This is a genomic window from uncultured Slackia sp., assembly GCF_944321625.1.
Lineage (GTDB): Bacteria > Actinomycetota > Coriobacteriia > Coriobacteriales > Eggerthellaceae > Slackia.
In genome coordinates, this window is the sequence record NZ_CALUMA010000077.1 from 1 (window position 1) to 23633 (window position 23633).

At 62.2% G+C, this 23633-nt stretch carries 18 protein-coding genes; 12 read left to right on the forward strand and 6 right to left on the reverse strand.

All coding sequences use genetic code 11. The annotated features are described in order from the left end of the window. The 5 genes from ilvC to Q0J60_RS06840 form a co-directional block, all read right to left on the reverse strand. A partial coding sequence (gene ilvC / locus Q0J60_RS06820; protein ID WP_294439845.1) for a ketol-acid reductoisomerase occupies window positions 1–942 on the reverse strand: 942 nt, incomplete at its 3' end. A gap of 140 nt (window positions 943–1082) precedes the next feature. After that, entirely contained in the window at window positions 1083–1565 is a 483-nt protein-coding gene (gene ilvN, locus Q0J60_RS06825; RefSeq protein ID WP_294439847.1) for an acetolactate synthase small subunit, read from the reverse strand. A gap of 2 nt (window positions 1566–1567) precedes the next feature. Next, window positions 1568–3424, reverse strand: a complete 1857-nt coding sequence (gene ilvB / locus Q0J60_RS06830; protein WP_294439849.1) for a biosynthetic-type acetolactate synthase large subunit — start codon at window positions 3422–3424, stop codon at window positions 1568–1570. Then, window positions 3421–5085: a dihydroxy-acid dehydratase gene (gene ilvD, locus Q0J60_RS06835; RefSeq protein ID WP_294439851.1), complete on the reverse strand. Its 1665-nt coding sequence runs from the start codon at window positions 5083–5085 to the stop codon at window positions 3421–3423. The genes ilvB and ilvD overlap by 4 nt, the downstream gene beginning before the upstream one ends. A gap of 717 nt (window positions 5086–5802) precedes the next feature. Further along, entirely contained in the window at window positions 5803–7332 is a 1530-nt protein-coding gene (locus Q0J60_RS06840) for a polysaccharide deacetylase family protein (RefSeq protein WP_294439853.1), read from the reverse strand. Window positions 7333–7594: 262 nt separating this feature from the next. On the opposite strand from Q0J60_RS06840, the gene Q0J60_RS06845 reads away from it, so the two are divergent. From Q0J60_RS06845 to Q0J60_RS06875, 7 genes are all read left to right on the forward strand, one after another. Further along, window positions 7595–9001, forward strand: coding sequence for an LCP family protein (locus tag Q0J60_RS06845; protein ID WP_294439855.1), 1407 nt, complete (start codon window positions 7595–7597; stop codon window positions 8999–9001). A 190-nt stretch (window positions 9002–9191) separates the two neighbouring features. Then, entirely contained in the window at window positions 9192–10700 is a 1509-nt protein-coding gene (locus tag Q0J60_RS06850; protein WP_294439856.1) for an LCP family protein, read from the forward strand. Window positions 10701–10960: 260 nt separating this feature from the next. After that, window positions 10961–11560: a spore coat protein SP96 gene (locus Q0J60_RS06855; RefSeq protein ID WP_294439859.1), complete on the forward strand. Its 600-nt coding sequence runs from the start codon at window positions 10961–10963 to the stop codon at window positions 11558–11560. Window positions 11561–11827: 267 nt separating this feature from the next. Continuing rightward, complete coding sequence (gene hpt / locus Q0J60_RS06860; protein ID WP_294439861.1) at window positions 11828–12436, forward strand: hypoxanthine phosphoribosyltransferase; 609 nt, start codon at window positions 11828–11830, stop codon at window positions 12434–12436. A gap of 245 nt (window positions 12437–12681) precedes the next feature. After that, on the forward strand, window positions 12682–14874 hold the full coding sequence (ftsH, locus tag Q0J60_RS06865) for an ATP-dependent zinc metalloprotease FtsH (RefSeq protein ID WP_294439881.1): 2193 nt from the start codon (window positions 12682–12684) through the stop codon (window positions 14872–14874). 73 nt (window positions 14875–14947) lie between these two features. After that, window positions 14948–16255, forward strand: a complete 1308-nt coding sequence (gene folP, locus Q0J60_RS06870; RefSeq protein ID WP_294439863.1) for a dihydropteroate synthase — start codon at window positions 14948–14950, stop codon at window positions 16253–16255. A gap of 77 nt (window positions 16256–16332) precedes the next feature. Next, window positions 16333–17610: a VanZ family protein gene (locus Q0J60_RS06875; protein ID WP_294439866.1), complete on the forward strand. Its 1278-nt coding sequence runs from the start codon at window positions 16333–16335 to the stop codon at window positions 17608–17610. 190 nt (window positions 17611–17800) lie between these two features. Here Q0J60_RS06875 and Q0J60_RS06880 read toward each other — a convergent pair whose 3' ends face one another. Continuing rightward, on the reverse strand, window positions 17801–17998 hold the full coding sequence (locus Q0J60_RS06880; protein ID WP_294439868.1) for a DUF6724 family protein: 198 nt from the start codon (window positions 17996–17998) through the stop codon (window positions 17801–17803). Between the two features lie 296 nt (window positions 17999–18294). On the opposite strand from Q0J60_RS06880, the gene Q0J60_RS06885 reads away from it, so the two are divergent. From Q0J60_RS06885 to serS, 5 genes are all read left to right on the forward strand, one after another. Continuing rightward, entirely contained in the window at window positions 18295–18642 is a 348-nt protein-coding gene (locus Q0J60_RS06885; protein ID WP_294439870.1) for an Hpt domain-containing protein, read from the forward strand. Between the two features lie 3 nt (window positions 18643–18645). After that, entirely contained in the window at window positions 18646–19683 is a 1038-nt protein-coding gene (locus tag Q0J60_RS06890; protein WP_294439873.1) for a MerR family transcriptional regulator, read from the forward strand. Window positions 19684–19783: 100 nt separating this feature from the next. Then, on the forward strand, window positions 19784–21064 hold the full coding sequence (locus tag Q0J60_RS06895) for an MFS transporter (RefSeq protein WP_294439875.1): 1281 nt from the start codon (window positions 19784–19786) through the stop codon (window positions 21062–21064). Between the two features lie 256 nt (window positions 21065–21320). Next, a complete protein-coding gene (locus Q0J60_RS06900; protein ID WP_294439878.1) occupies window positions 21321–22394 on the forward strand; it encodes an HD-GYP domain-containing protein in 1074 nt (357 codons plus the stop codon). A gap of 193 nt (window positions 22395–22587) precedes the next feature. After that, window positions 22588–23633: serine--tRNA ligase (gene serS / locus Q0J60_RS06905; RefSeq protein ID WP_294439879.1), on the forward strand; the 1046-nt coding region annotated here is incomplete at its 3' end.

Consider the following 23633-nt stretch of genomic DNA (forward strand, 5'->3'; position numbering starts at 1 on the left):
CTGGGCGAAGCTGCCGTCCTGAATGCGAGCGAGGATCTGCTTCATGGCCTCGCGGCTCTCGGCGTTGATGACCTTGGGGCCGGCGTAGTACTCGCCGTACTCGGCGGTGTTGGAGATGGAGTAGTTCATGAAGTGGATGCCGCTCTCGTACATGAGGTCGACGATCATCTTCATCTCGTGGTAGCACTCAAAGTAGGCTAGCTCGGGCGGATAACCGGCGTCGACCAGCGTCTCAAAGCCGGCCTTGACCAGCTCGACCAGACCGCCGCACAGAACGGCCTGCTCGCCGAACAGGTCTTCTTCGGTCTCCTCCTTGAAGGTGGCCTTGATGATGCCGGAGCGGGCACCGCCCACGCCCCAGCAGTAGGACAGCGCGATGTCCCAGGCGTCGCCGGTGGCATCCTGCTGCACGCAGGCCAGGTCGGGCACACCGGAGCCTTCGACGAACTGACGGCGCACGATGTGGCCGGGGCCCTTGGGGGCGCACATGATAACGTTCACGTTCTCGGGGGCCTTGATGTAACCGTAATGGATGTTGAAGCCGTGGGCGAACGCCAGGGTATCGCCGGCCTTCAGGTGCGGGGCGATGTGCTCTTCATACACCTTGGGCTGGGTCTCGTCGGGAACGAGGATCATGATGAGGTCGGCTTCCTCGGCGGCGGTGTCCATGTCGCAGACCTTCAGGCCGGCCTCTTCGGCCTTGGCCCAGCTAGAGGAACCCTCGCGCAGGCCGACGCGCACGTCGCAGCCGGAGTCCATCAGGTTCAGCGCATGGGCATGGCCCTGCGAGCCATAGCCGATGATGGCGATCTTCTTGCCCTGAATAATCTTGGGATCGACGTCGTTCTCGTAATAGATGGTAACAGCCATTGTTCTCCTTCCTTTGCGCTGTTCTGCCGAACAGCGCTCCGGTTGCCGCTGCGCGAGAGCTGGGCAGCGCATCTTGTCTTTCAATCGTCGCTCACGTACAAAGTACGCTTCGCTCCTCTTTCAAGCCAATCTGCACTACCGATCTCTCGCTCGCTGTCGTTGCGGCGACCGGCATGACAAAATAGATAGCTTCCTTTTAGAAGCGTAATCCCTTAATCCCTAGCTCCGCGGGACATGGCCACTTTGCCGGTGCGGGTAAGCTGCTTGATGCCGTAGGCGCGGAAGAGGTCCTCCATGGCGCCCAGCTTATCTGCATCGCCGGTGGCCTCGATGGTGAGCGAGTTCTTGCCCACGTCCACCACCTTGGCGCGAAACACGTTGGCGATCTCGATCACCTCGTGGCGACGCTCCGGGCCGGCGGCCACCTTGAACAGCGCAAGCTCGCGCTCAATGGTGTCCTCGCCGGTCATGTCGCTGATCTTGTAGGTGCTCACCAGCTTGTGAAGCTGCTTGGTGATCTGTTCGTAGCCCAGCTCATCGGCGTCCATGACGATGGTCATGCGCGACATGGTCTCATCCTCAGTGGGGGCCACCGTGAGCGACTCGATGTTGAAGCCGCGACGCGAAATCAGGCCGGTCACGCGCGAGAGCACACCAGGCTTGTTTTCAACCAGCACGGAGAGAATATGCTTCATCGTTACTCACCCTCCTTCGTCGCGTTGCCGGCGCCCTTCTGGGACACGCGCACGCCGCCAACCGTGAGGTCGATGGCGCCGATGATATCGTCAAGCGCTGCACCCGGAGCCACCATGGGATACACGTTCTGGTCGGCGGAAATCGCCACATCCAGCAGGTAGGGGCCCTCGGCGTCCAGCATGCGCTGGATGGCGCCCTCAACTTGGTCGGGGCTTTCTACGCGCTCGCCCTGCCAGTTGTAGGCCTCGGCCAGCTTCACGAAATCGGGCGCAGGGTCCAAAATCGTGGACGAGTAGCGCTCGTTGTAGAACAGCTTCTGCCACTGGTGCACCATGCCCAGCGCACGGTTGTCCAGAATCATCACCTTGACGGCGGCGTTGTTGATGACGGCGGTGGCCATTTCCTGCGCGTTCATTTGGAAGCTGCCGTCGCCGGCCACGCACACCACCTGCTTATCGGGGCAGCCGATTTTGGCACCCACGGCGGCGGGGAAGCCGAATCCCATGGTGCCCAGGCCGCCGCTCGAAAGGAAGGATCGCGTCGTGTCGCGGGCGATGTGCTGATGCGCCCACATCTGATGCTGGCCAACCTCGGTGGTGACGATGGATGTGGCGGAATCAAGCTTGGAGGACAGCACGTCAAGCGCCACTTCAGGCACGATTTGGCCGGGATAATCGGTGAACTCGTCGTGGTAGAACGGCCAGCGCTTACGCCATTCGCAGCACTGGGCGAACCATTCCGAGCCCACGGAGCCGATGCCCGCCTTTTCGGCCTGCTCGATCATGCCGGCGAGAATGCCCTGCGCGTCGCCCACGATGGGCACCTGCGGATCGCGAATCTTGCCGATCTCGGCAGGGTCGATGTCGATGTGGATGACCTTGGCGTGCGGCGCGAACTCGGAAAGCTTGCCCGTTACGCGGTCGGAGAAGCGTGCGCCCACGGCGATGAGCAGGTCGCATTCGGTCATGGCCATGTTGGCGTATTTGGAGCCGTGCATGCCGACGGGACCTAAGTCAAGCGGGTTGGAGGTGGGGAAGGCGCCCTTGGCCATGAGCGTGGTGACCACGGGAATCTGCGTCATTTCGGCGAAGCGCGAAAGTTCGGCGCATGCGTGGCTTGCGACCACGCCGCCGCCCACGTAGAGCAGCGGGCGCTTGGACTGGGCAAGCAGGTTGATGGCCTGGCGAATCTGCTTGGCGTTGCCCTTGTAGGTGGGGCGGTAGCTGGGCAGGTTCACGCTGTCGGGATAGTGGAACACCATCTCGGCGCTTGCCAGGTCGGAAGGGATGTCGATGAGCACGGGGCCGGGGCGTCCGGTGGAGGCGATGTAGAACGCCTCGCGGAACGTGCGCGTGAGGTCGTCGGTGGACTGCAGCAGAAAGCTGTGCTTGACCACCGGCATGGTGATGCCCACGATGTCGGACTCCTGGAACGCGTCGGTGCCGATGACGCCGCGCGTGACCTGGCCAGTGATAATCACCATGGGGATGGAGTCCATGTAGGCGGTGGCGATGCCGGTGACGGTGTTGGTGGCACCGGGGCCGCTGGTCACCAACACCACGCCCACGCGCCCGGTGGCGCGGGCGTAGCCGTCGGCCGTGTGCGTGGCGCCCTGCTCGTGACGCGCCAGTACGTGGTGGATCTTCTTAGAATCGTACAGGGCATCGTAGATCTTGATGGCCTGGCCGCCCGGATAGCCGAACATCACGTCCACGCCTTCAGCCTCGAGGCTGGCGATGACGGCCTGGGCGCCGGTCATGGTCTGCCCTTCTTTTTCGGTGTGGCTGCCGGGCCCGAAGGGCGCGCCCGAGATAGCACGCGCCTTGTACTCGGCAATGGGGTCCGATGCGGTCATCATGACAAATACGCCCCCTTGTCTGCGCTGGTCACAAGCTTGGCGTAACGCGAGAGCACGCCCGTGGTGTACTTGGGCGCGGGCGGCTGCCATGCCGCGCGGCGCTGCTCAAGCTCTTCGTCGGATACCTTTAGCTCGAGGCGTCCGGCCTCGATGTCGATGTCGATGATGTCGCCCTCATGCACGAGCGCGATGGGGCCGCCGGCCGCGGCTTCGGGGGACACGTGGCCGATGCACGGACCCTTGGAGGCGCCGGAGAAGCGCCCGTCGGTGATAAGGGCCACGGAGCTTGCCAGGCCCATGCCGCAGATGGCGCTGGTGGGCGTGAGCATCTCGCGCATGCCGGGGCCGCCGGCCGGGCCCTCGTAGCGGATGACCACCACGTCGCCGGGGTTGATCTTGCCGCCGAAGATGGCCTCGCAGGCCTCCTCTTCGCTCTCGAATACGCGGGCGGGGCCGGAATGCTGCCACATGTCGGGATTCACGGCGCTCTTCTTGACCACGCCGCAGTCGGGCGCCAGGTTGCCGCGCACCACCTTGAGGCCGCCGGTCTGGCTGAACGCGTTCTCGCGCGAACGCACCACGTCGCCGTCTACCGGCGGGCATTCGGCCAGCCATTCCTCCACGGTGCCGTGGCAGGTGAGCGCGTCGGTGTTCAGCAGGCCGCAGCGGCCGAGCTCGCCCATGATGGCCGAGATGCCGCCCACGGCGTTGAGGTCTTCGATGTGCAGCGGGCCGGCCGGTGCGATGCGCGTGAGGTTGGGGGTTTCGGCCGAGATGCGGTCCCAGTCGTCCATGGTCACGGGGCAGCCGGCGGCGTGCGCGATGGCGGTCAAGTGCAGCATCGTGTTGGTGGAGCCGCCGAACGCCATATCGAGCGCCATGCCGTTGCGGATGGACTTCTCATTGATGATGTCGAGCGCGGTGATGCCCTTTTCCAGAAGCTCCATCACCTTCATGCCGGTGTGCTTGGCCAGGCGAATGCGCTCGGAGTACACGGCGGGGATGGTGCCGTTGCCGGGAAGCGCCAGGCCCAGCGCCTCGGACAGGCAGCAGATGGAGTTGGCGGTGAACATGCCCGAGCAGCTGCCGCAGGTGGGGCAGGCGGTGTTCTCGAACCAGTCGCATTCCTCCTGCGTCATGGTGCCGGCAGTTACCTGGCCCACGGCGTCGAACAGGGTGTTCAGGTCGGTCTGGTTGCCCTGCTTGTCGCGACCGGCAAGCATGGGGCCGCCGCTCACGAGCATGGTGGGGATGTTCAGGCGGCACGCGGCGATGAGCATGCCGGGCACGATCTTGTCGCAGGAGGGGATGAGCACCATGGCGTCAAACTGGTGGCCCTGCACGGCGCACTCGACGCTATCGGCGATGACCTCACGGCTGGTGAGGGAGTAGTGCATGCCCTCGTGATTCATGGCGATGCCGTCGCATACGCCGATGGTGTTGATCTGCAGGGGAGTGCCGCCGGCCATGCGCACGCCCGCCTTCACGGCGTCGGCGATGGTCTGCAGGTGCATATGTCCAGGGATGACCTCGTTCTGCGCGGAAATGACCGCGACTAAAGGTCGCTCAAGTTCTTCGTCGGTCAGACCGTCGGCCTTGAGAAGGCTGCGGTGCGGGGCGCGTGCAAGTCCTTTTTTGATGGCATCGCTTCGAAGCTGCATCGGTTCTACTCGCTTTCCTCGAATATGTGCGGTTATGACGCCCGCGCATGCGGGACGCTCGAGGATGCGGGCGGCGAGGCGAGGGCTTCGCTCGATGCCGGTAACGGTGGCGCCGGCCGAGGCGTACTGGCGCGAGCGCCGCACGGGGGTTGCCCGCGAGGCGCGGCATGACATGGCGTGGTGCCCGCATGCGTGGCGTGCGTTCTGCCTGGCTGCTCGAGGGAGTTTTCGGAGCCGTCCACCGCAGGTTCTCAGCGAGATGGTGCATTCGACGCGCCTTTGCGCCGCCCCTTCGCGAGCGGCCTTGCGCCGAAGCCCAGAGCTCTTTGCGCCTGCTTGCTGTGGGATGGATTCGTCCCTACTCGCCCTGTCGTCGCATTTGCTCAAGTGAGGCGATTATACGGCGGGTGAGGGGTCCTTCAAGGCACTAGCGCACTTTATTCTGCGAAAGTGGCCAGATTTAACGCGGGCGAAATATTCCAGCGATTTTGCCGCCGGCAGCTCTGGCTTTATCAAATTAATTATCCTCAATTCAGAATAAGATATTGCGAGATGCCATACGAGATGTTATTATTCTCTTGCAAGGATAATAAAAGCGAATGAATCCATCCCCCTTCGCTCGAATCCTGGCTGTCTCGCAGGCTGCTTGCTCCTATCCCCCTTCGAGCGGGCGGTCATACTAAAAAGGCGCCTTTCACGGCGCCTTTTTTCTTGTGTTTAGATGTCTTTCTTGGGATATTTCATCAGCTCATCGATGGTGATGAAGGAGTATCCCTGCTCCCTCAGGTACGGCAGCGCCTCCTTCAGCGCCTTCACGGTCTGAGAGCGATCGCCGCCGCCGTCGTGCATCAGAATCACGTCGCCGGGCGTAGCGTTCTTGAGCGCCGTGGCAATCGCATCGGCGCCCGGCTGCCGCCAGTCTTCGGTGTCGATGTCCCAACCAATTTCGGCCGTTACCAGGTCCTCCACGTTCATCCACACTTCGGTGGGGAAGTTGCCGCCCGGGGCGCGAATCACCTTGCTCGCCTCTTGGCCGGTCACATCGGCGATGGCCTGGATACCCTTGGTGATCTCCTCACGCTGCTCATCTTTGGACATGTAGGACAGATTGACGCCCTGACCGCTGCCGCTGGCATGGTCCCACGTATGCGTGCACACCTGGTGGCCTTCGTCCGCCTCGCGCTTCACCAGCTCGGCCCCCTGGCCGGTGATCTGGTCGCCGATGGTGAAGAAGGTCGCCTTGGCGCCGTTTTCCTTGAGGATGTCCAGAATCTGCGCGGTGGTTTTGTCCCAGGGGCCGTCGTCGAAGGTGAGCGCGATAACCTTTTCGCCGCCCGTGTCCGGGTAGTAGCGATGGTAGACGCGGTTCTGCGGCTCGGCGGTGGTCTGCGTGACGGTTTTGCCCGAAATCTTGCCGGTCTTCGTGGTCTTGACGCCGTCGGAGCCCGTGCTTTCCACTACGTGAATGGGGCCGTAGCCCTCATCGACTGCTTCGTGAGGAATGGCCTCCTCTGTGATGTCGGCCTCCTCCTCAATGTTGCCGCCGTCGGAGAACACCACGGCGTCGCCCTCTTTGAGCTTGGTCTCGTAGTCGGTTCCGGGCTCGCCGTTGATGGCGAACGAGAAGCGGTAACCCTTGCCTTCCTCGATCGTGGCGCCTTCGACATCGACCAGGTTGCCCGCCTTGGCGGGTTCGCCGGCCTCCTCGAAGACTGCTTGAACGGTTCGGGCGCCGGAGATGTCCATGCTGGTGCCGTTCACGCTTACCGTGATGGGGGCGTGGGACACGAAGAACGCGACGCCGCCAACAAGGATGGCGACCGCCGCAAGGGCGATGGCGCCACGGATAAGCGTGCGGCGGCGGCGAACCGATTTGCCGATGCTGTCGGCAGATGCGTCGAAGAGCGGCTCGTAGGCTGCGCCCCTGGTGCGGGCCGATGTACGCGAGGCGGGTTTGCGCGACGAGCTGCGACCGGCGTAGCGGTCGGAGGAATAGCGCCCGGTGTCGTACGGGTTGGAGTCGTAGCGTCCGGCGGTGCGGTCGGCGCGGGAGGAAGAGCCGCGCGATGTATCGCCGCGCGCGGTGCGGGCGTCGCTCACGGAGCGGCGCGTGCCTGCAGGGCTAGACCTACGTCCGACGTAGGAATCGCGCGAATATTGCGATGCGGAATTGCCGCCGTGCACGGTGCGCTTGCCCGCGACTGAGGGGCGGCCCGAGGGGCGGTTGCCGGATCCGTAAGTGCTCATATCTGAAAACCCTTCGTGGTGCGATTGTGGTTCGGGGAAGGTGTCGATTTACAAGTCTATGCGGCGGTGTGCCGCACGCGCGCCTTATAAAGCGCGAAGACAACCTTAACCACGTTTCGACCTTTTTTGCAAGTCGTTCATCCAATCGTTTACGAACGCATCGTTTCTCCAAGACTCTCAACGGAAAATCAAGCGGCCATTGCGCGATTTTTTCCTTACGGTTTCTTTATGAACGTAAGGCAAACGCGCGATAATATGCGCCATGAATAAACGAGATAAAAAACCCTACGGCCAGATGCCCTCCACCGTGCGCCCCGTTTCCTACGGCGGGTCGCGTCACGCTTCCGGCCGCACTCCCAAGTCGAGCGGCAATCTGCCTCCCGCCACCGGGGCAACCGGTGCGGCGGCGTATTCGCGCTCCAACTATACGCATCCCAAGAAGAAGCACAGCAAGGGGCTTATCGCCCTGCTCGTGGTGATGTTGTTGGCTCTGTTGGTTGGCGGCGTGGCGTTCGGCGGCTACCTGTATATGAACAACATCTCCAACCAGATGCATGAGGGCGTTGACGAAGAGCTCAAGGCCGTGCTTTCCCAGGAGGAAGAGGTCGAGCCTGACGAGCCCTTCTACATGCTCATCATGGGTATCGACAAGTCGGAGGAGCGTGCCAACAGCGCCCAATACGCCGGCGACACCTTCCGCAGCGACTCCATGATTCTCACGCGCGTCGACCCCCAGCAGAAGACCGTGACGCTGGTATCCATCGAGCGCGATACCTATGTGGATATCGAGGGATACGGCCCCAATAAAATCAACGCCGCGGCGGCATACGGCGGCGCAGCGCTCACCGTGAAAACCATCGAGGAATTTGCGGGCGTCGACATTTCGCACTACGTCGCTATCGACTTCGACGGCTTCAAAGAAGCGGTGGATGCGCTGGGCGGCATCGAGGTGGACGTGCCTATGACCATCGATGACCCCCAGGCGGGCGGTCGCGTCGAGGCGGGCGAGCAGACGCTCAATGGCGACCAGGCGCTTATCCTGTGCCGCAGCCGCCATGCCTACGACGCCTATGGCAGCGGCGACTACTACCGCATGGCGAACCAGCGTCTGGTGATGGGCGCCATCGCCAAGAAGCTTCTGGCCAGCGACCCGGTGACCATGGCCAACACCATCAGCTCGATGGCGAGCTACATCACCACCGATTTCAATGTGGAGGACATCGTGTCCATCGCCACGCAGATGCAGGGCATGGATACCGATGAGGACATCTATTCGGCTATGAACCCCACCATCCCCACGCAGATCGACGGCATTTGGTACGAGGTGTGCGACACGGCGGGCTGGCAGCTGATGATGGAGCGCGTCGACGATGGCCTGCCTCCGTATGAGGATGAGGACCGCAATAAGAACGACGGCGGCGGCTTGGACGGCACCGTGACCGGCCAGCAGGAGTACGGCGCCGAGAACGCGGATTTGTCGGATTCCGCTGCGGCGGCGCTGGAAGAATCGCTGTCGGAGTCTGCCGAAGCGGCTGAGACGGGTGGCGACGGTTCTGGCGGCACGTCGGGCACCGCTGACGGTACGTATTATGACGAAACCTACTACGATGGCACGTACTACGACGACACCTATTATGGTGACGGGTATTACGAAGAGGGCTATTACTAGGTCTTTTAGGTTTGAGATGGGGTCGAAGGCTTGGCGCTTTCGGCCCCTTTTTTGATTCAAAAGAATGTTTAAGGATGTGGTGATTCGTCGGAGAGCGGATGAAAAGTCGTCGAATTTGCCCCCGCGTACCCGTCTTCGCGCTTAGGATAGAAGGCCGATTTCGATTCAACGACCAGAGATTGGAGATCCCGTGGCACGTAGATCTTCGAAATTCGATAACTTCCCGACGGCGGAGCCCCATCGTCGTTCGACGACGCCCCGCCGTGGCGATAATGCGAGCGGCCTTGATCGAGGGGCTGGTCGCCAGACTGCGGCTCAGCAGTATTCGCGTCGCGCTACGCACGACGCCTACACCCAGCAGCGCGCCAAAAAGTCGCGCCGCAAGAAGGTGGTCGTGGGCGTGGTGGCCGTGTTGGTCGCCCTCGTTGTGGGCGTAGGCGCCGCCGCTGCGGTGTTCCTGGGCGGCATCAACAGTAAGCTGCAGGCGGGCGTGGATGACAACCTGCGCAGCAAGCTTGCTGTGACCGAGGCGAGCGAGCCCTTCTACGTGCTGCTCATGGGCGTGGACGGCTCCGCCGCGCGTGAGAATAGCGCGCAGTACGCCGGCGATTCCTTCCGCAGCGACTCTATCATCCTCGCGCGCATCGACCCTCAGCAGAAGCAGGTCACGCTCGTCTCCATCATGCGCGACACGTATGTGGATATGGGCGAGAACGGATTCCAGAAGATCAACGCGGCCCACGCCATCGGCGGCCCGGCCAAGGCGCTCGAGGTGGTGTCCGAGTACGCAGGCGTGCCCATCTCGCACTACGCCGAGATTAACTTCGACGGCTTCAAGGAGGCCGTGGATGCGTTGGGCGGTGTCGAGGTGAACGTGCCGCGCGCCATCGATGACCCGAAGGCCGGCGGCAGCCTCGAGGCGGGCGAGCAGACACTCAACGGCGACCAAGCCCTCATTCTGTGCCGCAGCCGCCACTCTTACGATGACCAGGGCGACGGCGACACCTATCGCGCTGCCAACCAGCGTTTGGTGATCGGTGCCATCGCCAAGAAGCTGCTCGCGAGCGACCCGGCCACCATGGCCAACGTGGTCAACTCTATGGCGGGCTACATCACCACCGACATGAGCGTTGACGAAATCGTGAGCGTTGCGCTCCAGATGCAGGGCATGGATACCGATTCGGGCATCTATTCGTGCATGAACCCCACCGTATCGGCATACGAGAACGGCGTGTGGATCGAATACACCAACTTGGACGCGTGGAAGGCCATGATGACGCGCGTTGACCAGGGCCTTTCGCCCACGGTGAACGAGGCGGATTCTGCCAACCGCGGTGGCGTGGTCGACGGCACGCTGGACAAGGAGTACATCGCGCAGAGTGCGCTTGCCGATTCGGGCAATACTGGCAGCCTGGCATCGGAGCACACCGTGGCGGTGCGCAACGGCAACGGCGTGAGCGGCGTAGCGGCCACGGCGTCGAGCGTGCTCACCAACAGCGGGTACGATGTGACCGAGACGGGTGACGCCGACAACTACGATTACGCCAGCACGATCATCGTGTACAACGACAGCAGCATGGAGTCGGAGGCGCGTTCCATCGGCGAGGCGCTTGGCGTGGGCACTACCATGCTCAACGACGGCAGCTACACGTTTGACGGCAATTTCCTGGTCATTCTGGGCGCCGACTACACGGGGTAATGGGCTCCGCCGTTCTGACGAACGGCTGGCGAGACTGAATGATGGAGGCGATCGGGCGTGGCCTGGTCGTCTCTTTTCATGCAATCGCGCCACTACGGGCGTGTCACGTCGCGTCGTCTGACGTGGGCGTTTCGTTTGATTTCTTACGGAAGCATTACGGCTTTGCGACGAAACAATTGCGCTTTCTGGCGTAGTGCGATTTGCGGGGCGCGCTGGGTATAATCGAGCCATATTCAACCGTCCCGAGGAATCGAGGAATCATGGCAGACGCCACCACCAACACCAATCCCGAGCAGCCCGCGCCTCAGGCGACGCCCGCTCCCGTCCAAGAACAACCCGTCGCGCCTGCGCAGGAACAGCCTGCTGTGGTTCCGGCTCCGGAACAGCCCGTCGCCGCTTCGACGCAGGGCCAGCCTGCGCCCGCGAATCAGATGCCGCCCCAGGGGTTCGCCCCTGCGGCGGGCCAAATGCCTCCTGCGGGCCAGGTGCCTCCGACCGGTCAGGTTCCGCCTGCCGGCCAAATGCCGCCGCAGCAGGCGTTCGGCCCCGCGCCCGCTGTTCCGCCGCAGCCGATGCCCCAGAACATCCCGGGCATGCCGCTGCTGTATCTGACGGGCGGCATGAAGTTCGGCTGGGCCGCGTTGGGCTTCTTCGTCGGGCCCATCGCCATCCTTGTGGCATGGCTCACCAACGCCCACAACTTCCCCCAGGCCAAAAACGAGGCCGTCAAGTTCTCGCTCATCGGCTTCCTGGTGTCTATCGTGGGCTGGTTCCTGCTGCTCATGCTGTTCGGTTTCACCGCATGTGCGGCGATCGGCGCCGCAGCGACGGGCGCAAGCCAGGCGGCCTACTACTTCTAGGCCGATTTTGAACAAAGCAGCGCTCTGCTTTGGATAATCTTTTGAGTACGAAGGCGTGTCCCCAAGGGCGCGCCTTCCTCGTATTCCGAAGGACGTCCAGCTCAGGCGCTCGCCTTTGTCCCAATGAAGCCTGCTTATCGGCTCGCCATCTGCGCCGTCGTTGCGAAATCGTGTTTTTCGGTACGTCGTTGCCGTATCGTTGAGGCACGTTTTCGCCTTCGGTGTTACACTGCTGCATCAGTTGTCTATTCGATGAGGAAGGGTACCATGTCCACTATCCAGGCGCACGAATCGCAGTATCGCGGCGATGAAGACGTTCGCGAAATCCTGTTTACCGAGGACGCTATTGCGCAGCGCGTGCGCGAGCTTGGCGGACAGATCACCGAGGATTATCGCGAGGCTGCCCATCAGCCCACGCCTCACGGTGACCCGGCGCTTCTGGTGGTGAGCGTCCTGCGCGGCGCTGCTATCTATATGAGCGACCTGGTGCGCGCCATCGACCTTCCGCTGGAGATGGACTACATGGCCGTTTCGTCGTATGGCACCGGCTCGAAGAGCTCTGGCGTGGTCCGCATCATCAAGGACCTCACCTCCAACGTGGAAGGGCGCCATGTGCTGATAGCCGAGGACATCCTCGATTCCGGCCTGACGCTGAAGTATCTGCTGCGCGTGCTTGAGTCGCGCAACCCGGCCTCCATCCAGGTGGCCACGCTTCTGCGCAAGCGCAATCCGCAGCAGGCAGAGATCGATTGCAAGTATATTGGCTTCGAATGCCCCGACGAATTTATCGTTGGCTACGGGCTCGACTTTGCGGAACGGTACCGCAACCTGCCCTACATCGGCGTGCTGAAGCCCGAAGTGTATCAAGGACGATAATGAGCGACACTCCCACCAACCCTAACGACCGCGACCGCAGGCCTCAGCCTCCGCAGCCGCCTGCGCCGCAGCAGCCCCAGCAGCCTGGCAACGGCGATCAGAACCAGGGCCAATCCGGCCAGGGGTGGCAGCGCCCCAATGACAAGGGCGATAGCCCCAGCGGTTTTGGCTCGCTGTTCGACATGGGCGGCGATGCGGGCGACCCCAAAGATCCCAAACAGCTGAGCCCCAAGCCTCCTCAGCGCATGAGCATCGTTTCCGCCGTGCTGTTCTTCCTGATTGCGTTCTTCATTGGCAGTCAGATGATGAACGTGCTTGGCGGCGGGGTTCAGCAGACCGACACGCTGATCACGTCTGAATTCGTCCAGGCGGTCGAGCAGGGCCGCGTGGAGAACGTGGTCTACGACGCCGGAAGCTACACCGTGTCCGGCAAGTACTATCCCGCCGCCACGGCGGGTTCGACCGCGGCCGATGCCTACAACAAGGCGTTCGAATCGCTGAACGCCCAGATGGAGTCGGCGCTCGGCGCGGATGCCAGCATAGAGACGCAGTCGCTTTCCGCCCAATCGCTGGGCGAGGCGCGCAACTACACCTCCACGTATGTGGGCCAGGACTCGCTCATGCAGCTTCTGTCCCAGTACCCCGACATCCAATACACGGTGCAGCTGCCCAACAGCTTTGTTGACACCCTGCTGAGCTTCTTGCCCATGCTCCTGCTCATCGGCGTGATGATTTTCTTCTTCGTGCAGATGAACAAGGCAAACAACTCGCAGATGAGTTTCGGCAAGGCCAAGGCCAAGGAGTACACCGTCGACCATCCGGACGTGAAGTTCTCCGATGTGGCCGGCGAGGACGAGGCGGTCGAGGAGCTTCAGGAGATCAAGGACTTCCTGACCGACCCGCAGAAGTACCAGGCGCTGGGCGCCAAGATTCCGCGCGGCTGCCTGCTGGTAGGCCCTCCGGGTACCGGCAAGACGCTGCTCGCGCGCGCCGTGGCCGGCGAGGCGCAGGTGCCGTTCTTCAGCATCTCGGGCTCTGAATTCGTGGAGATGTTCGTGGGCGTGGGCGCAAGCCGCGTGCGCAGCCTGTTCAAGCAGGCCAAAGAGGCCGCTCCCGCTATCATCTTCATCGACGAGATCGACGCGGTGGGCCGTCAGCGTGGCGCCGGCTTGGGCGGCGGCCATGACGAGCGTGAGCAGACCTTGAACCAGCTGCTGGTTGAGATGGACGGCTTCGAGAAGAACGACGCTGTGGTGCTGCTTGCCGCCACCAACCGCGTGGACGTGCTTGACCCCGCGCTTCTTCGCCCTGGCCGTTTCGACCGCCAGATAGTGGTGGATGCGCCCGACGTGCGCGGCCGCGAGAAGATTCTTGAGGTCCACGCCAAGAACAAGCCCTTGGGTCCCGACGTTGACCTGCAGCGCATTGCCAAGCTGACCAGCGGTATGACCGGCGCCGACCTCATGAACCTCATGAACGAGGCCGCGCTGCTCACGGCGCGCCGCAACAAGAAGATCATCGGCATGGCCGAGGTCAACGAGTCCATGGAGCGCCTGATGGCTGGTCCCGAGCGCAAGAACCGTGTCATGAACGAGAAGACCCGCAAGGTTATCGCGTACCACGAGAGCGGCCATGCGCTGGTGGGCCACCTGCTTCCCAACGCCGACCCGGTGCACAAGATCACTATCGTGCCGCGCGGCATGGCTCTGGGCTACACCATGTCCATCCCTGATGAGGACAAGTTCCTGGTGAGCCGTAACGAGATGGTTGACGACCTTGCCGTGTTCATGGGCGGTCGCGTCGCCGAGGAGATCTTCTGCGGCGACATCACCACCGGTGCGAGCAACGACCTCGAGCGCGCCACCAAGCAGGCGCGCAAGATGGTCACGAGCTACGGCATGTCCGACGCGCTGGGCCAGCAGACGTTTGGCCAGCCCAACCACGAGGTGTTCCTGGGCCGCGACTACGGCAACACGCAGGACTACTCGCCCGAGACGGCGCAGCGCATCGACGAGGAAGTCGCCCGCCTGATGAAAGAGGCGCACGACACCGCGTACAAGATTCTGTCCGAGCATGCCGATCAGATGCATGTGATGGCCGAAGTGCTGCTTGAGCGCGAGACCGTGGACGGCGCCGCATGCGAGGCGCTGCTCGACAACAAATGGGACGAGTACCTGGCCAAGGAGAAGGCGGGCCTTATCGGCAAGGACGCTTCTGGCGTTACGATTGAGATGCCGGCCGACGAGGCTGCCCAGGCGCCGCAAGGCGAGGCGGCTTCCGAGGCATCCGGCACTCCTCAGGATCCCGGAGCATCTGTCGCGACTGAGGCTCCTGCTGCTGCGCCGCAGCAGCCCGTCATGCCGCAGCAGCCTTCAACGCCGCAGAGCCCGCAGCCTCCGGTGCCTCCTCAGGCTCCGGGGAATGGCGCGGGGCAGTAGGGTTCAAGCTGTCGCCATTCATCGCTCGTAGGGGCCGGCCAAAGTGCCGGCCCTTTTTTAGAAAGGAACTCCTATGATGTGGAAATGCGGAGCGTTCGAATTCGATTCGCGCGTACCCGTGATTATGGGCATTCTCAACGTAACGCCCGATTCATTTTCTGACGGCGGCGCGCATGCCGATTTCGCGTCGGCGGTGGAGCACGCTCGCGCCATGGTGGATGCCGGTGCGCAGATAATCGACGTGGGCGGCGAATCTACGCGTCCCGGTGCCGCCGAAGTGAGCATCAACGAGGAACTTTCCCGCGTGCTCGACGTGGTGCGCCAGCTTTCCGATTTGGGAATATGCGTAAGCATCGACACGCGTCATGCGCAGGTCGCTCGTGCATGCGTGGAGGCGGGCGCGTCCATCATCAACGATGTGTCCGGGTTCCGCGACCCCGCGATGGTGGATGTGGCGGCTTCGTGCGATGCGGGCCTTGTGATCATGCACATGAAAGGCGAGCCCGGCACCATGCAGAACGACCCTCAGTATGATGATGTGGTTATCGAGGTTCGCGATTACCTGGGCGCGCAGGCCGCCAAGCTGCAGGAGGCCGGCGTGGCGCGCGAGCGCATCTGCGTGGATCCCGGCCCTGGGTTCGGGAAGACGACGTCGCAGACCATGGAGCTCATGCGCAACTTCCACGAGCTCAATCGCCTGGGATATCCCACGATGTGTGCCGTGTCGCGCAAGAGCTACATCGGCGCGGCGTACGGCATCGACAACCCCGCCGATCGCGATCAGGCGTCCGCGCAGGAAGCGCTGGCTGCATGCGAGCTGGGCGCTTCGGTGGTGCGCGCCCACAACGTGGAGGCCACCGCTGCTGCCCTTAAGGACCTGCGTCCCTACGTGCTGATTGGCTTGGGGTCAAACGTGGCGCTGGTGGCAAATCCCGGCGAAGAGACCGAGGGCAAGATCGCCAACCTCCAGCAGGCCATCACGGGCCTGTGCACCATCCCGGATACGCAGATCATCGACATCTCTAGCTACTACGAGAGCGAGCCTGCCTATTACGAGGATCAGGATACGTTCGTCAACGCCGTGGTGCTTGCGCGCACCGGCGTGCCGCCGAAGGAGCTGCTGCAGTATCTGCACGCCATCGAGAACAGCCTGGGCCGTGTGCGCGAGATAGAGAACGGCCCCCGCACGCTTGATCTGGACATCATCGACTACCAGATGTATGTGGTGGATGCCGAGGAGCTCACGCTGCCGCATCCGCGCGTATGCGAGCGCGACTTTGTGGTGAGGCCGCTGCTGGAACTGCTGCCGCATCACGTGCTTGCCGACGGTACTCCCGTAACCGAGGAAAGCGTCGCATTCGGCAAGGCTACGAAGCTGTAGGCCTGCTCTTCATGCGCGAAAGCGGTGCTCCCGTTTTCGCGCATGCGCTTTTGTCCGCCCTGCCCTTCGTCGTCATTTTGGATCTGTCCATGTTCTCTAACGTCTATCTGAATAACATCGCGGTGGCGTGCATCACGTTTCCGTTTGTCGCCGCGCTTATCACGCTGCCGTACCTGGTCGTGCAGTACCGTCGCTTTGGCAGCGTGCCGTGGTGGCGCACGTTCGTGGTGTATCTGTTCGTGCTGTACCTGATGGCCGCGTATTTCCTGGTCATCCTTCCGCTTCCGACGCAGGACGTATACGTGCCATATGCCGCACATCCGCAGCTTGTGCCGTTCTCGTTTATTGGGGAAATCGCGCATGATGCCCACGTGACGTCCGACCCCGCCACCTGGCTGGCCGCGCTCACGACCCCCGTGGTCTATCAAGTGCTGTTCAACGTGCTGCTGACGATTCCGTTCGGGTTTTTCCTGCGCTACTACTTCCATCGTTCATGGTGGCAGGTGCTTATCCTGGGCTTCCTCTGGACGTTGTTTTTCGAGACGTCCCAGTTTACGGGCCTGTTCGGCATCTACCAGCATCCGTATCGCCTGTTCGACGTGGACGACCTGATCACCAACACGACCGGTTCGATGGTGGGATTTTGGCTGGCGCTTCTGTTTGCGCGCGTGCTGCCCGACATGGACGAGGTCAATCAGGAGGCGTGGGAGAAGGGCTCGCGCGCCTCGCTCACCAGGCGCATCGTTTCGTTCGTCGTGGACATGCTCATTGCATCCTTGGCGGCGGCGCTCGTGGGCAGCGCATGGAAGGCTGCCGGCTTGAACGGAGCGGTGGAACATCAGGCCATAGAAACCGCCATCTTCGCTGTATGCTTCGTGCTGATTCCCGCGTTGCCCGGCTCGGCGACGCTTGGCCAGCGTCTCCTGCGCTTGCGCATCGTAGCGCCCGACGGGTCGAAGGCGCCCTGGTGGAGGCGTGCATTGCGCTATCTGGTGCTGTATCTGCTGTTGGTTGCCGCCCCTGCAACGCTTATTCCGGCGCTGCCTTCGGCCATGCTTGCAAGCGAGAAGTGGGTCGACCCCGCGCTGCTCGTGGCCGTGCTCATGGTATTCTTCGTCATCTGGGCGATTAGCGTCATCGTGCGTGCGGTGCGCAGCGCCATGGGGCATCCCTTCGTCATGGTGAACGGCCTGATCACGGGCACGCGCATCGCGCCCTCGCCGCGTGCGGACCACAAGCTCACGTCATGGCGCGAACGCCTGGCGGAAAAGCGCACCGCTGCGGCGGCGAAGCGCGGCGAACATGCACAGAGCGCGGACGATTCGGAAGATGCCGTGGAAGAAGGGGAACGATAGGCGCTTGACCATCCTGAGCCATTGTGTTTGAGTCACGGTGGGCGTGTTCGTGCGCGAGGAAACGCAGTGAATAACGAAACGCATCGAATGGCTTAGATAAATAGAATAGCTCGGGTAAACAAAACGAGAGCCGTCGGCGTGTTGCCGACGGCTCTCGTTGCTGTGGCTTGAAGCGGATGAGGCGATGCGGTTATTTATCGTCCTCATCGTCGTCGAAGAACATGAAATCGTCGTCGTCCTCGACGGGGCCGCGGTCCTTGAAGGTGCGGCGGGTCTTCCACTCCATGATGACGCATGCGAGCACGGAAATCAGGAGGATGGCGAGCACGAGCACGCCGATGCCCGCGAAGCTTTCAAACAGGAAATGATAGATAGCGTTGAAATCCATGAGGCCTCTTTCTATGGTCGGGCTCGCCCGGCTGCGCGCAGCGGCCGACCCTCGTGCGTTCCGCAAGCATTGTAGAGGGAGGCGGGCTTTCTGGCAAGACGGGCAGCCTTGGCTTACACGAGCGCCGCACAGTTGGCGCGCGTGACCGGTCTGCGTCTTGGCGAGTAAAGGCGATGAGGGGGATGCGTCGCGGTTTACGCGTATTTTTGCATCCGGCGGCGTGTCGACGTGTCGTATCATGGGGCGCATCGATGCCTTTGGTCGAATGCAGGAAACCAGGGAAGAAAGGGATGGTCATGGCGAACATCAAAGAAGCTCTTGCAGGAGTCGCCAACTACGATGCGGCGGTGGAGCGCTTCATGGGCAACGAAGCCATGTACGCGCGCTTCCTCGGCAAATTCGTGGACGATGAGAATTACGGCAAGCTTGTTTCCGCCTTGGACGCGGGCGACGCGAAGGCGGCGTTCGAGGCTGCGCACACGCTCAAGGGCACGTCTGCCACGTTGGAGCTTACCGGTGTGGCCCAGGCGGCCGATCCCGTGGTGGAAAGCCTGCGCGCGGGCGATGTCGAGTCGGCGCGTGCTGCGTTCCCGCCGCTTGAAGCCGCGTACAATCAGGCCGTTGAAGTCCTAAAGGTGCTGTAGAAATTGCGCAGCAAGGAAGTGGCCGATTTTGCGGGCGTGACCGTGCGCACGCTTCGGCATTACCATCAACTGGGAATTCTTCCTGAGCCGCCGCGATTAGCCAACGGCTATCGCGAATACGGCGCGGTGGATGTGGCGCGCGTACTGCGCATCAAGCGCCTCGCCTCGTTGGGCTTTTCGCTTGAACAGGTGGGCGATATGCTGAGCCGCGAGCCGGGCGGCATCGAGGCAGCCAAGGGGCGGCGAACCGCGAAGGGGAGAGGCGCATCGTGTACGGATGCCTCCGCGAGAGAGTCGTTCAACTCACCGGACATCGGAACACATGGCGAATCGGCGTGTGGGGCATATGCCGGGTGCGGGCAGAACGCCCTTTCCGGATCTATACGCGAGGATTGCCACGAGCGCTCGCGCGCAATCGACGCCTATGCCGCGCTCGACCAGCTTGACGCCGAGCTTGCTGCGCAGATTGAGCTTTTGCGGGAGAAGCGCCAGATTATAGCTAGACTCAAGCAAGAACTTTCCGGGACTTCCCCCGTCTTGGAGGCGTCGCCCGACATCGTTGCCCACATGGCGCTTCTGCAAAAACATGGCGCGAGCAGCGTTCTTTCCACTCTCGAGCTTGAGCAGATTCTTCTGGTAAGCGAGTACGAGGATGGCGAAAAGGTCATCGACGGAATTCTCCGCCTCAACGAGTTCATCGAGCATGCGGGAGGCATGGGCGAGTACGTCTCTCTAAGCAACGAGATGATGGCGCTGCCCGCCGATGCGTCCAAAGAGGTGCGCGAAGATCTGGCAAGGCGCGCGGTTGAGTTTTTCGCACCGATGCTTCAGGGCTATTTGGAGCAATACGGCACCATTGATGAATCCGACGGGCTCGATCAGTTGGAGCAGATTATCGATTCGTATGAGGACGAGATCTATAACGACGCTCAGAAACAGGTGACGGCGGCGATTCTCGACATGCTCTCCGATGAGTTTGGTTTCGACGTGGGTCGCGCCGCACAAGCTAGGAATGGTGGGGCGTCGCCGCATCGCCCCTGAGATATGCCATCGAGAAATCTCCGAATAACTTCTCATGGTCGCTTGACTCAGACGTAACGTCATAGTTTTGAATGGCCTCTTGAGAGAGAAAGGGCCTTATATGACCAATGAGATTAGCGACAAGGACGGCGGTCGCAAAGCTATCGCGGCTGTCGAATCGGGCGAGGTGCCCATGGCGGGGCCGGTGTCGCTGCGGTTTCTCGCCTCAAGTGCCTTATCGCTCCTAGGCAATTCCGTAGCGGGCGTAATTCTGCCGCTCGTGCTGCTGGCAACCACGGGCGATCCGCTCGCTGCCGGCACGCTCGCCCTTATCACTATGATTCCGCAAGCGTTGGCGGGTGTCGCGGGCGGTGCGTTGGTTGATCGTTTGAACAGGCGCGATGTATCCGTCGTGTCGGATTTCATATCCGCCGCCTCGGTGGCAATGCTTCCCGTTATCGATGCTACGGTGGGGCTCAGTTTTGGATGGTTCGTACTGTTTGGCCTGCTGGGCGCTGTGGGCGATGTACCCGGCATGACCGCACGCGACTCGTTGTTGCCTGCAGTGTGCGAGCGCGACAACGTGAGCATGCAGCGGTTTGTGGGGTTACTGCAATCCGTCGAAAGCCTGATGACCATTGTGGGTCCTGCTGTAGCGGCGCTGTGTATGGGGTTTGTGGGCGCAACGAACGCGCTCATTATCACCGCCTGCACTTCTGCCGCTGCGGCGCTTGTCACGCTCACTGTGCCTCGCGGGGTTGGCAAGGTACCACCACGCGAGGATCGCGAGAGTCATCCGATGCGCATGGCGCTGCAGTCGACAAGAGATGGTCTGCGCACGCTGTTTGTGGATAGCCCCGTCATCCGCATGTCCATGGTGCTCTCGATGTGCGTGCTCATGGTCATCGGTGGCTATCAGGGATTGATTCTGCCGGTGTATTTCACGCTCAAGGGCAGGGCCGACCTTCTAGGATACGTGCTCACACTCATGTCGGCGGGCGTGTTGGCGGCATCGCTCGTCTATGCGAAGCTCGCGCCTCGGCTTTCTAACCGCGCGTGGTACTCCCTGTCGCTTGTGGGCATGATGGCGGGCATTGCGATTATGGCCACGCTGCCGAGCTATCCAGCGCTTTTGACGGGTGCGGTGCTTCTGGGATTTTCTTCGGGGCCTTTGTCGGCGTTACTCAACTTCAAAGTGTTTGACTTGATTCCTGATGAGGTGCGCGGTGCCACGCTGGGCACGCAGAACGCGCTTATGCTGGTGGTGGCGCCTGTGGCAGTGTTTGTCGCGTCGGTGCTGGTCACATGGTTTGGCGTGAATGCAGCCGCTATGGTGCTCGCGGGTCTGTGGGCGGCGTTCACCCTGTACGCGCTCGTTTCCAGCGCAATGCGCGAGCTGTAGGCGCTTTGGTGTTGGTTTGGGCCCCGTGTATGGCGCGGGGCATGATGAGGTGCGCGTCGATGGCGCCAAGGGGCGCGGGAGCGCGTCGGCTTTCCAACGACGGGCGCGTCTGTCCCGATTGTGCTATATCCGATAAGATGCCGTGTCAGCGAGCATGTGGGCGGGTATACTCGACATCGTAAGATTGCGCTGCGTTTCGCGCAGCAAGAGCCGACGCGCACTGCGGACGGCAAGGATGCCGGGGAGGATGCGGGCAATGGAGCTGAAGCGGCGTGACACCATCCTGGTGGTAGACGATGTGGAGATGAATCGCGTCCTTCTGAACGAAGTGTTTCGACGCGAGTTCGAGATCATTGAGGCAGAGGGCGGCATTCAGGCGAAGGAGCTCATCGCGGCTCATGCGCCCCGTCTTGCCGCTGTGCTGCTCGACATCGTGATGCCCGACCTCAATGGCATCGAGGTGCTGCGCTGGGCGGCCGAGCAGCGCTATACCGAGCGCATCCCGTTCTTCCTGATCACGGCTGAAACGGCGAGCGACACCCTCAAACGCGGCTACGATATGGGCGCCGTCGACGTGATCAACAAGCCGTTCAGCCCTTACTTCCTGCGCCGCCGCGTGAACAACGCGATTGATCTGTTCCGCAAGACCGAATGGCTTGCCATGACCGTGGCCGAACAGCAAGAGGAGATTGCGCGTCAGCTGGCCGAGCTCAACCGGGTGAACACCGCCATGATCGAAACGCTGGCAATGGCCATCGAGTTCCGCGACGGCGAAAGCGGCGAGCACGTTCTGCGCATTCGCGACATCACCGCTTTGTTGCTTGCGGCGCCTGAGATGCGTGGCACGCTGACCGATGAACAGGTGGCGCTCATCGCCACGGCGTCCATTCTGCACGACGTGGGCAAGATTGCCATCCCCGATGCGATTCTGCAGAAGCCCGGCAAGCTTACGGCGGAGGAGTTCGAAATCATGAAGTCGCATACCGTGCGCGGCTCCGAGATGCTTGCCCTCATGCCGCATGCCGCCGAGGTGGAGAGCATCTATTCGTATGCGCAGGACATCTGTCGCCATCATCACGAGCGTTGGGACGGCCGCGGCTATCCTGACGGGCTTGTGGGCGACGAGATTTCCATTGCCGCGCAGGTGGTGTCGCTTGCGGATGTGTACGACGCGCTCACCAATGCGCGCGTCTATAAGCCGGCATTCTCGCATGAAGTTGCCATGAATATGATCAACGAAGGCCAGTGCGGCACATTCAATCCCTCGCTGCTCGAGGCGTTCAACCGTGTGGGACCTAAGCTCGAGCGCGGGGAGCATCGCCGGCATTAGCGGCGCGCGCTGCGCGGCCGTCGCCTGCGCGGGTGGGCATGGCCTCGTCGCCGTTTTGCGTCTCGGTTCCCTCGGCTCGGATGCGCGGCCTGTTCGTCTGTTCGTTTGCGGAGGCTTTCTGGCTTCGTGCGCCCTGTGGGGTATACTGAACCGGATACGTTTGATTATGACCGCATTCCGAAAGGTGAGAATCATGCTGGATATTCGCTTCGTGCGCGAGAATCCCGATGCCGTCGACGCCGCTATGGCCAATCGTCAGACCTCGTGGGACCGCGAGAAGTTCTTTGCGCTCGACGAGGAGCGCCGTTCTGTGATCACGCAGGTCGAAGAGCTGCAGGCCACCCGCAACGCCGAGTCCAAGAACATCGGCGCGCTCATGCGCGACGGCAAGCGCGACGAGGCGGAAGCCGCCAAGGAGACCGTCCGCAAAGTGAACGAGCAGATTGAGGGGCTTGCCGCCCGCCGCAGCGAGCTCGAGTCCGAGCTGGATGACTTCATGGCGCGCATTCCCAACATCCCCTGCGATGCCACACCCGTGGGCAAAGACGAGTCCGAGAACCCCGAGCGTCGCCGCTGGGGCACGCCGCGTGATTTCGCCGCCGAGGGCTTCGAGGCAAAGGCGCACTGGGATCTTGGTACCGACCTGGGCATTCTCGACTTCGATCGCGGCGCCAAGCTCGCCGGCGCCCGCTTCACGGTGCTCGCCGGCGCCGGCGCCATGCTCGATCGCGCCCTGCAGAACTTCTTCCTGAACACGCACATCTCCCGCGGGTTCAAGGAGTTCATTCCGCCCGTAATCGTGAATCGCGAGATCATGTACGGAACGGGCCAGCTGCCCAAGTTCGAAGAAGATGCCTACCACACCGGCGTGGACCAGTTCCTTATCCCCACGGCCGAGGTGGCGCTGACCAATCTGCATGCCGGCGAGATCCTGGACGCTTCCCAGCTGCCCCTGCGCTACACCGCGGGCACGCCGTGCTTCCGCGAGGAGGCAGGCAGCGCCGGTCGCGACACGCGCGGCATCATCCGCCAGCACCAGTTCACTAAGGTGGAAATGGTCAAGTTCGCCAAGCCCGAGGAATCCGACGAAGAGCTTGAGAGCATGACCGCCGAGGCGGAATACATCCTCCAGCAGCTGGGCCTCCCGTATCGCGTGATCAGCCTGTGCACGGGCGACCTGGGCTTCTCGGCTCGCCAGACCTATGACATCGAGGTGTGGCTGCCCAGCTACAACGATTA